This is a genomic window from Microbacterium halotolerans (assembly GCF_003569805.1).
Taxonomy (GTDB): Bacteria; Actinomycetota; Actinomycetes; order Actinomycetales; family Microbacteriaceae; genus Microbacterium; species Microbacterium halotolerans.
In genome coordinates, this window is the sequence record NZ_KZ984053.1 from 79,075 (window position 1) to 95,538 (window position 16,464).

At 68.4% G+C, this 16,464-nt stretch carries 11 protein-coding genes; 5 read left to right on the top strand and 6 right to left on the bottom strand.

The features are described from left to right. Positions 1-5 precede the first annotated feature (5 nt). Together DZG09_RS12475 and DZG09_RS12480 are read right to left on the bottom strand one after the other, a co-directional pair. On the bottom strand, positions 6-377 hold the full coding sequence (locus DZG09_RS12475) for an FKBP-type peptidyl-prolyl cis-trans isomerase (protein WP_119698088.1): 372 nt from the start codon (positions 375-377) through the stop codon (positions 6-8). A gap of 273 nt (positions 378-650) precedes the next feature. Further along, complete coding sequence (locus DZG09_RS12480) at positions 651-1,880, bottom strand: PrsW family intramembrane metalloprotease (RefSeq protein ID WP_240424010.1); 1,230 nt, start codon at positions 1,878-1,880, stop codon at positions 651-653. 57 nt (positions 1,881-1,937) lie between these two features. Here DZG09_RS12480 and DZG09_RS12485 point away from each other — a divergent pair, with 57 nt between their 5' ends. Further along, positions 1,938-2,807 (top strand): fumarylacetoacetate hydrolase family protein, encoded by an 870-nt coding sequence (locus tag DZG09_RS12485; RefSeq protein ID WP_119698089.1) that lies wholly within the window; start codon positions 1,938-1,940, stop codon positions 2,805-2,807. 13 nt (positions 2,808-2,820) lie between these two features. Here the strand turns inward: DZG09_RS12485 and DZG09_RS12490 are convergent, their stop codons facing one another. Both DZG09_RS12490 and DZG09_RS12495 read right to left on the bottom strand, forming a co-directional pair. Next, on the bottom strand, positions 2,821-4,263 hold the full coding sequence (locus tag DZG09_RS12490; protein ID WP_119698090.1) for an aspartate ammonia-lyase: 1,443 nt from the start codon (positions 4,261-4,263) through the stop codon (positions 2,821-2,823). Between the two features lie 87 nt (positions 4,264-4,350). Beyond that, positions 4,351-5,247 (bottom strand): phosphodiesterase, encoded by an 897-nt coding sequence (locus DZG09_RS12495; RefSeq protein ID WP_119698091.1) that lies wholly within the window; start codon positions 5,245-5,247, stop codon positions 4,351-4,353. 75 nt (positions 5,248-5,322) lie between these two features. Here DZG09_RS12495 and DZG09_RS12500 point away from each other — a divergent pair, with 75 nt between their 5' ends. Then, positions 5,323-7,422, top strand: a complete 2,100-nt coding sequence (locus DZG09_RS12500) for a S9 family peptidase (RefSeq protein WP_119698092.1) — start codon at positions 5,323-5,325, stop codon at positions 7,420-7,422. A gap of 248 nt (positions 7,423-7,670) precedes the next feature. On the opposite strand, the gene DZG09_RS12505 is transcribed toward DZG09_RS12500, so the two are convergent. Next, positions 7,671-8,897, bottom strand: coding sequence for a pyridoxal phosphate-dependent aminotransferase (locus DZG09_RS12505; RefSeq protein ID WP_119698093.1), 1,227 nt, complete (start codon positions 8,895-8,897; stop codon positions 7,671-7,673). A 102-nt stretch (positions 8,898-8,999) separates the two neighbouring features. Continuing rightward, entirely contained in the window at positions 9,000-11,759 is a 2,760-nt protein-coding gene (secA, locus tag DZG09_RS12510; RefSeq protein WP_119698094.1) for a preprotein translocase subunit SecA, read from the bottom strand. A 235-nt stretch (positions 11,760-11,994) separates the two neighbouring features. Here secA and DZG09_RS12515 point away from each other — a divergent pair, with 235 nt between their 5' ends. From DZG09_RS12515 to DZG09_RS12525, 3 genes are all read left to right on the top strand, one after another. Continuing rightward, positions 11,995-12,594 carry a PadR family transcriptional regulator gene (locus DZG09_RS12515; protein WP_119698095.1) on the top strand — a complete coding sequence of 200 codons (600 nt, stop codon included), beginning with the start codon at positions 11,995-11,997 and terminating at the stop codon, positions 12,592-12,594. Positions 12,595-12,794: 200 nt separating this feature from the next. Then, positions 12,795-13,502 carry an ABC transporter ATP-binding protein gene (locus tag DZG09_RS12520; protein ID WP_119698301.1) on the top strand — a complete coding sequence of 236 codons (708 nt, stop codon included), beginning with the start codon at positions 12,795-12,797 and terminating at the stop codon, positions 13,500-13,502. A 37-nt stretch (positions 13,503-13,539) separates the two neighbouring features. Then, positions 13,540-16,437: an ABC transporter permease gene (locus tag DZG09_RS12525; RefSeq protein WP_119698096.1), complete on the top strand. Its 2,898-nt coding sequence runs from the start codon at positions 13,540-13,542 to the stop codon at positions 16,435-16,437. Positions 16,438-16,464 lie beyond the last annotated feature (27 nt).

Consider the following 16,464-nt stretch of genomic DNA (forward strand, 5'->3'; position numbering starts at 1 on the left):
TGCAATCAGGCGACGTCGATCAGGTCGATGATGAAGATGAGGGTCTTGCCGCTGAGGAAGTGACCGGAACCGGCCGGGCCGTACGCGAGGTGCGGCGGCACGGTGAGCTTGCGGCGCCCGCCGGTCTTCATACCGGGGATGCCGTCCTGCCAGCCCTGGATCAGACCGCGCAGCGGGAACTGCAGCGTCTCGCCGCGGTTCCACGACGCGTCGAACTCCTCACCCGTGTCGTATTCGACGCCCGCATAGTGCACGGTGACGGTTGCGCCGGGCTGTGCCTCGGCGCCCTCGCCGACGTTGATGTCTTCGATGACCAGCTCACTGGGCGCAGGGCCCTGCGGAGCATCGAACTCTGGCTTGGTGCGATCTGCGCTCATGCACCCATCCAAACACGTCACCGCATGTGCCGGAAACCGCCGCGGCGCACCGCGCCCGGGTTCCCTCAACGAGGAGGTATTGACACCCTTGCGATTCCGTCGCATTCTGATGAGAGGTTCATTCAGCGCTCGGAGGACTCGCAGGCATCGCCGCAGCCCGGGCGCTGAATGTTGTCCGCCCCCGCTCCCGAGATGCGCACATCTCGCCGAGATGCGCCGCTTCTGGCGTGGCGCTGTCGAAGAAGTGCGCTTCTCGGCGGCCCGATCCGGTGCCTATGGGGCCAGCAGCGCCTGTCGGGTGGCGAGCGCGCGGGTCAGCAACTGCTGTTCGACCACCGGCGCCTTCGGATCGCGGCCGCTGAGTCCTCGCTCGCGGGCCATCGCCAGCTGGGTCGCGTCGCGCACGAACGTCTTCATCAGGGCCGAGCGGTTCCCGCGCAGGGCGCGAGCCCATGCCATACCGACTTTGCGTCCGCGAGGGGTCGCGAGCATGTCGACCTCCTGCGGCGTGAACCACCCTGCCCTGGCGTAATCGCTGAGCCTTTCGTGCGTGATCGTCGCCTTCTCCTTGCGCAGGTACACGATCGCGATGATGAACAGCACGAACTGCGGCACCTGCAGCACGATGTACATCACCAGGAAGTTCACGTAGCTCGACGAGTTCCACAGTGCGTGCATGCCGACGCCGATGACGTAGCCGAGCAGCGCATACAGGGCGACGCTGCGCCTGTTGCGCAGCGCGAGGCCCACGAGCAGGCCGAAGACGCCGGTGAACATCGCGTGGGCGAACGGCGACAGGATGCCGCGCATGAAGAAGATGCCGACCGTCGCGCCGATGCCCTCGCTGGCGCCGTAGTTGAAGAAGTACTGGATGTTCTCGGTGAAGGCGAAGCCCGCACCGATCAGGCCGCCGTACACGAGCCCGTCGATCGGGCCGTCGATGGTGTTGCGCGCGATCAGGATGATCACGAAGACGCCGACCATCTTGCACGCCTCTTCGAGCAGGGGCGCCCGAAGGATGGTCGCGAGCACATCGTGTGTCTCGGGGGCGATCTGCAGCACCGCCAGTGAGAGCCAGTCGAAGACGTACAGGAAGAGCATCGTCAGGCCGATGGAGGCGAGCGCACCCCACGCGAGAGCGAACACGATGAGCCGCTTCGGCTCCGGCTCCCAGTTGTCGATCCACATCACCGTGAGGATCACGATCGCAAACGGGACGAGCGCGAGCGTCATCGCCACGACGAACGGCACGGCGCCGAAGGAGAGCATCGGCAGCACGAACGAGACGATCACCCACAGCGCGAGCAGCCCGACGCCGATCCAGCCGAGGAACCACAGCGGGTGCACGCGCGACGGAACCGGCGGCAGCTGCAGATGCTGCTGCCGCCGTGCCGGCGCGATCGGTGCCGGCTGCCCGTGGTGGGGCTGGGCGAGCGACGAATGGAAGTCCGGTTGGTACGTCGGCTGATAGCCCGGCTGATGGGGCTGCGTCCCGTACGTCATATCGAACACTCTATTGGGGAGGGCTGGTGGTTCTCATCTCATCCATAGAATGGGGCAATGCGCTTCTCCCACCTGCATCTCGACGGCGAGCCGGAACCGACCTTCGTGGTGAAGGTCGGCGACCAGGCGGTTCCCGTCTCGTCCCTCGTCGAGAACGCACCGGGCACGCTTCAGGATCTGCTCGAGCGGGGGCCGGATGAGTGGGCCAGAGTGCGCGAAGCCGTTGCCGCAGGCGGCGGAGACCGACAGCCGTTCGACGGCGCGGAGTACGCCTCCGCGGTGAACCGGCCGCCGGCGATCATGGCGGTCGGACTCAACTACGCCGCCCACTCCGGTGAGTTGAACCTGAAGACGGACAATACGCCGACGGTGTTCACTCTCTGGCCGAACTCGCTTTCCGGTCACGATCGGACGACCACGTGGTCGCGCCGGATGAGCGAGGCCGTCGACTACGAAGCCGAACTGGGCGTGGTCATCGGACGGCCGGCGCGCGACGTCACCGAGGACGAGGCCCTCGATCACGTCTTCGGCTACACCGTGGTCAACGACATATCGGCGCGCAACATCCAGTACTCCGAGGCGCAGTGGTCGCGCTGCAAGTCACTGGACGGCTTCACGCCGACGGGCCCGGACGTCGTCACGGCCGACGAAGTCGTCGACCCTCAGGACCTGCACATCTGGACCACGGTCGACGGCGAGACGATGCAGGATGCGTCGACCGGTCAGATGGTGCGCTCCGTCGCGAAGCTGATCGCGCACCTGTCGCAGGGCATCACGCTCCTGCCTGGCACCCTCATCTCGACGGGCAGCCCCGGCGGCTCGGGCTTCTCCCGCACCCCCCAGGTACTCCTCGGCGACGGAACCACCGTCACCGTCGGCATCGACGGCATCGGCGAGCTCACCACCCACTGCCGCGTCACCGACTGACCAGACGCGGGGGTTATGGCAGGTCCTCCGGGGAGATGATGGGGACGGCTGTCGTGATGGGCTCGATGCCGCTGAGGCGTTCGGGACGGAGCTGCTTGTCGACCTCTTCGCGGGTCATCAGCTCGGCGTCGACGACGAGGTCGGCGACGTTGCGGTGCGTCAGCAGCGCGGTCTTGGCGAGCGCGGCCGCCGCTGCATATCCGATGAACGGCGTCAGTGCGGTGATCACGCCGACCGACGACCCCACCATCGCGCCGAGGCGGTCACGGTTCGCGGTGATCCCGTCGATGCAGTTCACGCGCAGCGTCTGATAGGCGCGGCGCATCCAGGTGATCGACTGCAGCATCGAGTGCGCGATGATCGGCTCGAACGCGTTCAGCTGCAGCTGCCCGTTCTCCGCAGCCATCGTCACCGTCAGATCGGCTCCGACCACGGAGAACGCGACCTGGTTGACGACTTCTGGGATGACCGGATTGACCTTGCCCGGCATGATCGATGAGCCCGCCTGCATGGCGGGAAGGTTGATCTCGCCGAGACCCGCCTGCGGTCCGGATGAGAGCAGACGCAGGTCGCTGCTGATCTTCGACAGCTTGATCGCATTGCGCTTCAGCGACGAGGAGAACGACAGGAACGCGCCCATGTCGCTGGTCGCTTCGACGAGATCCCTCGCGGTGCGCAGCGGCAGCCCCGTGATCTCCGCGAGGTGCACGCGCACCCGATCGGCGTAGCCGGGCCTCGCTGTCACGCCCGTGCCGATGGCGGTGGCGCCCATGCTGATCTCGGTGAGCAGCGATGCGTTCTCGCGCAGCCGCCTGACGTCCTCGTCCACCGTTGTGGCGAAGCCGTGGAACTCCTGTCCGAGCGTCATCGGCACGGCGTCCTGCAGCTGGGTGCGGCCGACCTTGAGCACATCGGCGAACTCCTCGGCCTTGCGCAGGAACGAGTCGCGCAGCAGCTCCAGTTCGTCGAGCAGCGAGACGTGGATGAGCGACAGTCCGACCTTGATGGCCGTCGGATAGACGTCGTTGGTCGACTGACTGCGATTGGTGTGGTCGATCGGATGCAGGTAGGCGTAGTCGCCCTTCTCGCGCCCCGCCAGCTCGAGGGCGATGTTGGTGATCACCTCGTTGGCGTTCATGTTGGTCGAGGTTCCCGCCCCGCCCTGCACCACGCCGACGCAGAACTCGTCGTGGAATTCGCCGTCGATCACACGCTGCGACGCGCGGTCGATGAGATCGGCGCGCTCGGCGTCGAGGTCGCCGATATCGCGGTTGGCCCTCGCCGCGGCCTGCTTCACCATCGCCAGAGCCGTGACGAGCTCGGCGTACACCGAGATCGGCCGTTTCGTGATGTCGAAGTTCTCGAGGGCTCGGGCCGTGTGCACCCCCCAGTAGGCGTCGGCGGGGATCTCGAGGGGCCCGAGAGAGTCTGATTCGGTTCGCGTCGCTGCGGTCACGCCTCGACCCTACGCCGGAAGTCCTCACGCCTCCCACATCTTCGCTGCGGTTCGCAGAGGACGTGAGGGAGACTCGGAGAAACGGCGTCAGCGGGGCCGCTTGCGGGAGAACGCCTCGAGCCGTTCATCCGGCGTCATGGCGGCAAGTCGCGCGTAGAACTCCGGCGAGAAGGCACCAGCGGGATCCGCGCCGTCGACCGGCACGACGGTGTGCGTGATCGTGTCGTCGTATACGTGCACGAGATTGAACGCCTGACCGGCGTCCATGCCGTTGACTCGCTGCGGCTCCCTGGCGACGTCCATCGTGTAGCAGGTGGCGGCGGCGACGCTCACGGGGATCCCGGCGAAGGTGCCGTGCATCGAGTAGTGCAGGTGCCCTGCGAGGATGGCGCGCACATCGCTGCCCGCAAGGACCTCGGTGAGACGGTCCTGGCCGCGCAGCTCGAGGATGTCGAACATCGGCACGTGGCTGGGGAGCGGCGGATGGTGCAGCGCCAGGATCGTGCCGAGCGGGGCCGGCTCGGCGAGCCGTGCCGCCAGCCACTCCAGCTGCGCCTCGTCGAGATCGCCGTGGTGCCATCCGGGAACCGTGGAGTCGAGTGCGATGAGGCGCAGCCCGCCGAGGTCCCATGCGTGGTGGATCGGCTTCTCGCTGGGTTCCTCGTCGAGCAGGTCTCGGCGCATCTGCGGCCGCTCGTCGTGGTTCCCGGCGACCCAGGCGATCGGCGCTTCCAGCTGCTCGGCGAAGGGCTCGACGATGCCCCGCAGCCGCGCATAGGCATCCGGTTCGCCCAGGTCGGTCAGGTCGCCGGTGAACACCAGTGCATCGGGCGCGATGCCCGTCTGCTCGACGCGTCGGAGCGCCCGACGCAGGTTGTCCTCGACGGCGAAGCGATCGTGGAGACGCGCCCCGCCTGCCAGCAGGTGCGTGTCGCTGATGTGCACGAGGGTGCGGTGGGCCGGCGGATGCGTTCCGAACTGCATGGTCCGATCCTACGTTCGCCCACGGCGCACGTGTGGAACAGCATCCGGATGCGGTCGCCCGGGTAGCGTGGACGGGTGACTTCCGCGCCCTCCGCCGACCGCCGCCCGACCAGCCGCGCACACCACGGCGACACCTTCGACGACCCGTACGAGTGGCTACGCGCCAAGGACGACCCCGAGGTGATCGCGCACCTCGAAGCGGAGAACGCGCACGCCGATGCCGCGCTGTCGCACCTCGAACCCGTGCGGGAGCGGATCTTCGACGAGATCCGCTCCAGGGTGAAGGAGACCGACCTGTCGGTGCCGAGCCGTCGCGGCCAATGGTGGTACTACGGACGCACCGTCGCCGGCAAGCAGTACGGAATCCAATGCAGAGCACCGCTGACATCCCCCGACGACTGGACGCCTCCCGTCCTCTCCCCCGACGCCGACGTCCCCGGCGAGCAGGTGCTGCTCGATGCCAACGTCGAGGCCGAAGGCAAGGACTTCTTCTCCCTCGGCTCCTTCGACGTCTCCGACGACGGCACCCGGATGCTCTGGGCCGTGGACGAGACAGGCGACGAGCGCTACACCATCCGCGTCAAGGACCTCACCACGGGCGAGCTGCTTCCCGACACGATCGCGGAGACCTTCGGCGGCGCGCAGTTCCTGCCGGACGGCGAGCACATCGTGTACTCGACCGTCGACGATGCGTGGCGCCCGTACAGGGTCTGGCTGCACGCCGTGGGCGAAGCGGATGCCGTGGACGATGCCGAACTCTACGGAGACGACGACGAGCGGTTCTGGGTCGGCGCAGGCGTGACGCGCAGTGACCGGTTCCTGGTGATGGAGTCCGGATCGAGTGTGACCAGCGAGGTCAGCATCGTCGATGCCGCGGACCCGCAGGCGACGCCGGTCGTCGTCTGGCCGCGGCGCGACGGCGTCGAGTACGGCGTCGACCACGCCGTGATCGACGGCGAGGACTGGCTCTACATCCTGCACAACGACGGCGCCCTCGACTTCGAGCTGGTCCGCGCTCGGGTCGATGCCCCGGCTGCGACGGAGGTCGTGCTCGGCCATGAGCCCGGCCGACGCCTGATCGACGTCGACTGCTTCCGCGACTTCGCCATAGTCGAGTACCGCGCCGACGGACTCCCCCGCGTCGGCGTGCTCGACTACGGCACGGGCGAGCTGAGCGAGATCGTGTTCCCCGATCCGCTGTACTCGGCGGGTGCGACAGGCAATCCGGAGTGGGCGCCCCCGGTCATCCGGGTCGCCTACGGCTCGTTCACGACGCCGGGCTCGCTGTACGAGTACGAGCTGGCGACGGGCGAACTGCTGCTGCGCAAGCGCGCCGAGGTGCTGGGCGGCTACGACGCCGCCGAGTACGATCAGCGCCGTGTATGGGTGTCGGCCGCCGACGGCACCCGCATCCCCGTGTCACTGGTGTGGAAGCGCTCGTTCGGCGAGCCCGGCTCCTCCGCGCGGCCGGTGCACCTGTACGGCTACGGCTCCTACGAGCACTCGATCGATCCGGGCTTCTCGGTCGCCAGGCTGAGCGAGCTCGACCGAGGCGTGCTGTTCGCCGTTGCGCACGTGCGCGGCGGCGGCGAGATGGGCAGGCAGTGGTACGAGAGCGGCAAGACGCTCGCCAAGCGCAACACGTTCACCGACTTCGTCGATGTGGCGCGGTTCCTGAGCGACGAGGGCTATACGAGCCCGGATCGGATCGTGGCCGAGGGCGGCTCGGCCGGCGGTCTGCTGATGGGTGCCGTGGCGAACATGGCACCTGATGCCTTCGCCGGCATCCTTGCCGACGTTCCGTTCGTCGACGCGCTCACCTCGATCCTCGACCCGTCGCTCCCGCTGACGGTGATCGAATGGGACGAGTGGGGCGACCCGCTGCACAACGCCGACGTGTACGAGTACATGAAGTCGTACTCGCCGTACGAGAACGTGCGCGATGGCGTCGACTACCCGCGCGTGCTCGCCATGACGAGCCTGAACGACACCCGCGTGCTGTACGTCGAGCCGGCCAAGTGGGTCCAGCGCCTGCGCGAGGTCGGCGCCGACGTGCTGATGAAGTGCGAGATGAGCGCGGGCCACGGCGGTGTCTCCGGCAGGTACAACTCGTGGCGCGAACGCGCCTACCAGCTGGCGTGGGTGTTCGACGTGCTGGGGGTCTCGGAGACGTAGGGGTCGGGGCGGCGGGTGCGGGTCCGCAGCTTCAGGCCCGCGGCTGTGGGTGCGCGTCGGGCCTGCGGGCGCGGTCGTCCGGCCGGCATTCCCTCGCGGATGCTGCGCATCCGCTCCCGCCGAACCCGGTGCCAGCGTTCGGACGACCGCTCCCTCCGGCCCGGGCAAGGGCACCTCGCACCTCGGAAGCCGGGCGGCAGATGTGACCGCAACCGGAGGGGCGCTCCGGTCCGGAGAAGGACGCTCGCCTACTGCCGGTAGCTCGCGAGGAAGTTGCCGAAGCGCTCGATGGCCTCGGCGATGACACGGGGCTCTGGCAGCGTGACGATGCGCAGGTGGTCGTGGGTGGGCCAGTTGAAGCCGGATCCGGGAACCAGCAGAACGTGCTCGCTCACGAGGAAGTCGTAGACGAGCTTGGAGTCGTCGCGGATCTCGTGCACCTCCGGGTCGAGGCGCGGGAAGGCGTAGAGAGCGCCGCGCGGCTTGACGCAGCTCACGCCGGGGATGGCGTTCAGCGCCTCCCACGCGACGTCTCGCTGCTGATGCAGGCGGCCGTCGGTCGCGATCAGCGCATCGATGGACTGCTGCCCGGTGAGAGCGGCGATCACGCCGTGCTGCGCCGGCACGTTCGCGCACAGGCGGGTGGAGGCGAGCAGCTGGATGCCCTCGAGGAAGCCCGAGGCGTGCTCGCGCGGGCCGGTGATGAGGAGCCAGCCGGAGCGGAACCCGGCGACGCGGTAGGTCTTCGACAGGCCGTTGAACGTCAGGCACAGCAGATCGGGCGCGACCGACGCGGTGGAGACGTGCTCGGCGTCGTCGAACAGGATCCGGTCGTAGATCTCGTCGCTGAGCAGCAGCAGAGAGTTCTCGCGCGCGATCTGCACCAGCCCTTCGATCACCTCGCGGCTGTAGACGGCACCGGTCGGGTTGTTCGGGTTGATGATGACGATCGCCTTGGTGTTCGGCGTCACCTTGGCCCTGATGTCCTCGAGATCCGGCTGCCAGTCGCTCTGCTCGTCGCAGACGTAGTGCACGGGGGTGCCGCCGGCGAGGCTCGTCATCGCCGTCCACAGCGGGTAGTCGGGGCTCGGGATGAGCACCTCGTCGCCGGCGTCGAGCAGCGCCTGCATCGTCATCGTGATCAGCTCGGACACCCCGTTGCCGAGGTAGACGTCATCGACGTCGACCTCCGGGAAGCCGGGCTCGTTCTCGTAGCGGCTCGCAATCGCGCGGCGCGCACCGAGGATGCCCTTGCTGTCGCTGTAGCCGTGCGACTGCGGGATCGTCTCGATCATGTCGCGCACGATTTGGTGCGGCGCCTCGAAGCCGAACACCGCGGGGTTCCCCGTGTTGAGCTTCAGGATGTTGTGGCCGTCGGCCTCCAGCTGTGCGGCCTGTTCGAGCGCTGCGCCGCGGATCTCATAGAGGACGTTCTTCAACTTCGACGACTGATCCAGCGGGCGCAGAGTGCTCATCGAACCAGGATACGCGCGGCACCCGGCTGCTCCGGACATCCGGACGCCCCGGCGCGCGAGGGCGGCAGGCCCATCCGGTGCCTGCCGCCCTCGCGCGATGCGCTACTTCTTCTTGGCGTTCGCGCGGCGCGCCGCGCGGTTGGCACCGCCCTGCTGCGCCTTGGCCCTGTCAGCCGCCTGCCCGAACGCTCCCTGCTGCTTCGGCGCCTCTTCGCTCTGGTGGCGCACCTGCCCGTTGTCGTTGCGAACCTCGATGTCGCCGTCCTCGCTGGGCGCCGAGTACTCGAGCTGCTGGGGGCCTGCGTCGTCGGCGAGGCCCTTCGCCTCGACCTCGGGCTGAGCATCGCCGCCGTCCTGCTTGCGGCGCACCTCGACCTCGAGGTTGAACAGGTAGCCGGTGACCTCCTCCTTGATCTGCCCCATCATCGTCTGGAACATCTGGAAGCCCTCGCGCTGGTACTCGATCAGCGGATCGCGCTGGGCCATGGCCCGCAGACCGATGCCGTCCTTGAGGTAGTCCATCTCGTAGAGGTGGTCGCGCCAGCGGCGGTCGAGCACCTGCAGCACGACGCGTCGCTCGAGTTCGCGAGTCGCGGCCTCGCCGAGCTGCTCCTCGCGCGATGTGTAGGCGATCGCCGCATCACTGAGAAGCTCGCGCTTGAGTCCGTCGACCGTGATCCCGCCCTTACGGCCGGCCGCCTCGTCCACGACCTCGTCGATCGTGACGTTCACGGGGTACAGCGTCTTCAGCTCGGTCCACAGCGCGTCGAAGTCCCAGCCGTCGCTGTGCCCGCCGACGATGTGCTCGTCGACGACCGCGTTGATCGCATCTTCGCGGAAGTGCTGGACGCGATCGGCGATGTCGTCGCCGGAGAGGATGTGACGGCGGTCGGAGTAGATCGCCTCGCGCTGGCGGTTGAGCACATCGTCGTACTTGAGCACGTTCTTGCGCGACTCGGCGTTGCGACTCTCGATCTGGCCCTGCGCGCTCCTGATCAGGCGGCCCACGATCTTCCAGTCGATCGCAACATCCTCCGGCACACCGCGCGCGATCAGCGCGTCGGCCGAGCCGCGCTGGAACTTGCGCATCAGGTCGTCCTGCAGCGAGAGGTAGAAACGGCTCTCGCCGGGGTCGCCCTGTCGTCCCGAGCGACCGCGGAGCTGATTGTCGATGCGGCGCGACTCGTGCCGCTCCGTGCCCAGCACGTACAGACCGCCGGCGTCGCGGACCTTGTCAGCCTGCTCGGTGACTTCCGCCTTGACCTGCTCGTAGACGCCGTCCCACTCGGCCTCGTACTCCTCGGGGGTCTCCTTCGGATCGAGACCGGCGTCCTTCATCCGCTGCACCGCCATGAACTCGGCGTTGCCGCCGAGCATGATGTCGGTTCCGCGACCTGCCATGTTGGTGGCGACGGTGACGGCACCCAGCTGACCGGCGCGCGCGACGATCTCGGCCTCTCGCGCGTGGTTCTTCGCGTTCAGCACCTCGTGTCTGATGCCGCGCTTGCGGAGCATCCGCGAGAGGTGCTCGCTCTTGTCGACGCTGACCGTTCCCACCAGCACGGGCTGGCCGGCCTCGTGCCTCCGGGCGATGTCATCGACGACCTGCGTGAACTTGCCCTCTTCCGTGGCGTAGACGAGGTCGGCCTCATCCTTGCGGATCATCGGCTTGTTCGTCGGAATCGGCACGACGCCGAGCTTGTAGGTCGACATGAACTCGCCGGCCTCGGTCTCTGCCGTACCGGTCATGCCCGAGAGCTTGTCGTACAGGCGGAAGTAGTTCTGCAGCGTCACGGTGGCGAGCGTCTGGTTCTCGGCCTTGACCGGCACGCCCTCCTTCGCCTCGATGGCCTGGTGGATGCCCTCGTTGTATCGCCTGCCGGCGAGGATGCGACCGGTGTGCTCGTCGACGATCATGACCTCGTCGTTCATGACGACGTAGTCGTGGTCGCGGTGGAACAGCGCCAGAGCCTTGATCGAGTTGTTCAGGAACGAGATCAGCGGCGTGTTCGCCGACTCGTAGAGGTTGTCGATGCCGAGGTAGTCCTCGACCTTCTCGATGCCGGGCTCGAGCACGCCGACCGTGCGCTTCTTCTCGTCGACTTCGAAGTCGACCTCGCGCTCGAGCGTCTTCGCGATCTTGGCGAACTCCGCGAACCAGCGGTTGGCCTCGCCCGATGATGGTCCGGAGATGATCAGCGGCGTGCGTGCCTCGTCGATGAGGATCGAGTCGACCTCGTCGACGATCACGAAGAAGTGGCCGCGCTGGACGATGTCCTCCTTGCGCCACGCCATGTTGTCGCGGAGGTAGTCGAAGCCGAACTCGTTGTTCGTGCCGTACGTGATGTCGGCTTCGTACTGCTCCCGGCGCTCGGCCGGCTTCTGGCCGGAGATGATCGTTCCGGTCGTCATGCCGAGGGCCCGGAAGACACGACCCATCAGATCTGCCTGATAGGAGGCGAGGTAGTCGTTCACCGTGATCACGTGCACGCCCTCACCGGCGATCGCGTTCAGATACGCAGGCAGCGTCGCCACGAGGGTCTTTCCCTCACCGGTCTTCATCTCCGCGATGTTGCCGAAGTGCAGCGCGGCCGCACCCATCACCTGCACGTCGTACGGGCGCATGCCGAGAGTGCGCTTGGCCGCCTCCCGCACGGCGGCGAAGGCCTCCGGCATCAGCTGGTCGAGCGTCTCGCCCTTCTGATAGCGCGCGCGCAGCTCGACGGTCTCGCCGCGCAGCTCCTCATCGCTGAGCTGCTCGTAGTCCTCTTCGAGGGCGTTCACAGCCTTGACGGCCTGGTTCAGCTTGCGGCGGACGCGTCCCTCGCCGGCACGAAGGAGCTTCTCGAAGGGATTGGCCACGTGTTTTCTCCTCATCGGCGCGTCTCGCGGGTCGCGGACTGCCGGTTGACGCTCGTACCGCACCGGCCCGGCGCGGACATACAAAGCCATGTTATCCGCCCGTGACTATGAACAGGCACAGACCTCCGGCAGCGACGCGCCGACACCGGAGACGTTGTCAGTTTTCCCAGTATGCATATACTCGGTACATACATACGCGGAAACCAATTCCAATGTCGACCACGAGGAGAACCGGATGTCGGTGCGATTGAGCCTGTTGGCCATCCTGGATCAGGGCCCCTGCTACGGCTACCAACTGCGAGCAGAGTTCGACCGGCGCACCGGATCGACGTGGCCGCTGAACGTCGGACAGATCTACAACACGCTCGAGCGGCTCGAGCGAGACGGGCTCGTCACCCGCTCAGACGCAGACGAGCGCGGTCACGTTTTCTGGCGGATCACGGACGCCGGGTCGCAGGAGGTGATCGGATGGCTCGGCAGCCCAGTCGAGCGCGGCGGCGGAACCCGCGACGAGCTGGCGATCAAGCTCTCGCTGGCCGCGACGCTGCCTGGGGTGGACGTCGCGGGAGTGATCCAGACGCAGCGCCGCGCCACGCTCGCGCAGCTGCAATCGCTGCAGCGCACGAAGTACGCCGGTCAGAATCCGGACGGCCCGGAGGAGCTGGCGTGGTCGCTGGTCGTCGAATCGATGATCTTCGCCGCGGAGGCGGAGGCACGCTGGCTCGACCACACCGAGCAGCGTCTGATGATGCATCCGGATCACGCCATCGGGCTCGAGCTGTCGACGAAGCGCCCCAAGCGCGGGCGCCCGGCGAAGCAGGGGGTCCGCGCGTGAGCGGCGAGCCGCGACGCCGCAGGTCGCGAAGGGCGGAGGGCGAAGAGGATCTCGGACCGCGGTACCGCCGCAGTCCCAATCCCGACCCCGCCCCCGAGGAGGCGACGGAACCTTCGAATACGGGAGGCTTCACCACCGAGGCGATCGACGCCGCGGCGCGGGCGGCGTCGCGGCACGCCCCCGAAGTCCGCACCGACGCGGTGCTCCGCCTCGTCGCCGTCAGCCGACAGTACGGCGAGGGCGCCACTGCCGTCTCCGCGCTGCGAGGGATCGACCTCGATGTCGCACGCGGCGAACTCGTCGCCGTGATGGGGGCATCCGGATCGGGCAAGTCGACGCTGCTGTCGATCGCCGGGGGGCTCACCGAAACCACGTCGGGCCAGGTCGTGATCGAAGGCGAGCATCTTCAGGGCATGCCGCAGAAGCGGATCGCGCAGCTGCGTCGCCGCTCGCTCGGCTTCGTGTTCCAGGACTTCAACCTCATCCCGACCCTCACAGCGATCGAGAACGTGACGCTTCCGCTCGAGCTGGACGGATTCTCGCGGCGCGTGGCGCGCAGGGCGGGGCGCGAGGCGCTCGATTCCGTCGGCCTCGACGCCAAGCACGACGCGTTCCCCGACGATCTCTCCGGCGGTCAGCAGCAGCGGGTCGCGATCGCACGGGCGGTCGTCGGCGGGCGCCGCCTGATCCTGGCGGACGAACCGACAGGGGCGCTCGACTCCGTCACGGGCGAAGCGGTGATGCGGATGCTGCGCTCGCGCATCGACGAGGGCGCGGCCGGCATCCTCGTCACCCACGAGGCGCGGCACGCGGCGTGGGCCGACCGGATCGTGTTCCTGCGCGACGGCAGGATCATCGACGAGTCGCGCCGCCAGAGCGCGGAGTCGCTGCTGGCGGGGGCACGATGATGCGCCGCACGGGTCACAACGGCGCGGTGCTCGGCGCATGACGGTCACGCTCGACGTTCCGGAGCGCACGCCGTCCGAAACCGGTGAACCGCCGCAGCGACGTTCCGGATCCGCGCGCTGGCGCGCAGCGGCACGGCTCGCCGCGAGGCAGGTGCTGCGCGATTGGCGCACGAGCGCACTCGTCACGGTCCTCGTCGCGCTGCCGCTGGTGGCGGCATCCGGCGCCGCCGTGTACGCCGACAGTCAGACCCCGACCGCCCAGGAGGAGGCCACCGTCTCGGTCGGCGAGACCGAAGGGTGGCTGCGCGTCGTGGGCGGCGCGGATCCGTCGCGTCGGCAGTACCTGGACGATCCGGAGTGGGTGAAGTACGACACCGCCGCCGACGGCAGCCGTGTGCACGACGAGGGTGAGATGCCCGACTCCCCCGAGCCGTTCGTTCCGCAGGACACGGAGCTGCTGTCGCTGACCAGCACCAGCGTGCGCACCGAGACAGCAGGCGGAGAAGCGGATCTGCCCGCGGTGATCGGGGACATCGGAGACGCCCGGCTGAACGGCAGACTCGACATCGTCTCCGGCACGAGACCGCTCGGACCGAACGAAGCGGCGGTGTCGCCGGCGGCGCTCGACCGGCTCGGCGCCGACGTCGGCGACGTGCTCCGCCTGCACGATCCGGATGCCACGTTCACCATCGCGGCGGTGATGCGCGAGGCACGTGACTCCGACGAGGTCGCTCGGCTCTTCCTGCCGCACAATCCCGCGCTGTCTGCGGGCGTCGACGCCTCCCCGACTGCGACGACGTGGTTCTCTGCCGATTGGGCTCCGACTCCCGATGAGGTGCACGACCTCAACGCCGAGGGCGTGGTCGCCTACGTCCCCGGCCTGGCGGCGGATCCGGGTGACGACGCATCGCCTGCCTTCGACACGAGCAGTCTGAGCGGACTGGTCGTCACCGGCATGATGGCCGCGGCGCTGGCGTTCTCCGCCTACCTGATCGTCCTGCTCGCCGGGGCGGCGCTCGCAGTGAGCGCCCGACGCCAGCAGCGACAGCTCGCGATGGCCGCCGGAGTCGGGGCGACGCGTTCTGACATCTTCCGGATCGTGCTGCTGCAGGGCACGGCGCTGGGGCTGCTCGGCGGCGTCATCGGCACCGGTGCGGGCATCGGGGTCGGGGCGTGGCTGACGACGGCAACCGCCGACGGCTCGTCGACCCATCCGTGGGGGCTGCACATTCCGTGGCTCGCGCTGATCGGTGTCGCCGCGTTCGCCGTCGTCGTCGGCACGCTCGCCGCACTCGCCCCTGCCCGCAGCGCATCGCGACAGAATGTGATCGGTGCGCTGCGCGGCGCCCGCAGGCCCGTCGTCCTGCGCACCGATCGGCCGAAATGGGGCTCCCTGCTGATCCTCGTCGGTGTCGGCCTGACCCTCGCGGGCGCAGGCTTCGTGGTCTGGGTGAGCGAACAGCCGTGGACGGAGCTGACATCGCTGCTCGTCTTCGCCGGGATGGCGGGCGTCATCGCCGGGCCGCTCGTGCTGCAGGCCGGTGTGATCCTCGCCGGGCACTGGCTGCTCACGGTGCTCGCCCGCCTGCTCAGCCGGGTCAGCCTGGGTGCCCGGCTGGCCGCCAGGGATGCCGCAGCCGCACCGTCGCGCGTCGTCCCCGCGTTCGGCGCGATCGCGGCGTGCGCCTTCGCCGCATCCGTCGTGCTCGGACTCGTCGGCGTCACGGGCGAGCAGAGCGCGCGGAACTGGTACTACCAGGCGCCGGTCGGCAGCGTCGGGATGTGGGTGAGCACCTACGACTACGAAACCCTCGAGGTCTTCCCTGATGCCACGGAGGCGGAGGAGGCGGCGATGGCGGCACTCGATGCCACCTCTCCCGCGTCGGTCGGTGTCGTCCGGGCCACCCTCGACGTCCGGTCGGGAAGCCCGGGTCTCCAGGAGGATGCCGAGGTGGTCAGCCCCGAGCTGCAGCGCTACGTCTCGTGCGCCGATCTGTCCGACGGCGACGCCGGCTGGGACCTGTGCCAGAGCGCTCTCGGGGCGAAGCTCGGGGAGGTGGCCGGATCAGGCGCTCGCTCGCAGATCAATGTGGTCGCCGCGGACGAGCTCGCCACCGTGACGGGAACAGCGATCCCTGATGCCGCCATGGCCGGCTATGCCGACGGCGCAGCGATCGTCACCGACGAGGCATGGCTGAGCGAGGCGAATGACGAGCTCATCATCAACACCTGGACGTACGGCCAGTTCGAACGCAGCGATCCGGACGCCTCCCCCGAACCGGTGGCCGCCACGGCGCTGCCCGGCATCGCGATCGATGCTGGCCCGATGCAGATGGGACGGGAGATCTTCGTCGCACCCGACACAGCGGAGGAGCTCGGGCTCACCGTGTCCTTCCAGGGCGCCGTCGCCGCCTACGACGAACCGCCGAGCCAGGAGGTGCAGGACCGTCTCACCGAGCAGCTGTCGTCGATCGCACTCCGGTTCCCCGACGGCACCGACTCAGCGGGAGCGACCCTCGAATCCGGTCCGGAGGAGACGGCGACCTGGCTGTGGCTCGTGCTCGTCGGCACCGCTGTGCTGGTCATCGGAGCGAGCACCGTCGCGCTCGGGCTGTCGCGGGTCGAGCGCCGATCCGATGACGCGACCCTCGCCGCTGTGGGCGGCGCACCCCGACTGCGCCGGTCGGTGACGTTCTGGCAGGGGCTGATCATCGCCGGATTCGGATGCCTCACCGGTGCGGTCACCGGCATCCTTCCCGTGCTCGGCGGCGTGATGATCAGCGGCTCACACGGCGGCCTCGATCAGTCGATGGCCGATGTGCCGTGGTTCTTCCTCGTCCTGCTCGGCGTCGGGCTGCCGCTCGCGCTCGCCGCCGCTTCCTGGCTCGTGCCGCCGCGGCGGAGCGACCTGTCCCGCCGCACGGCGATCTCATGACCGCACAGCGGCATCCGGGACACAGGC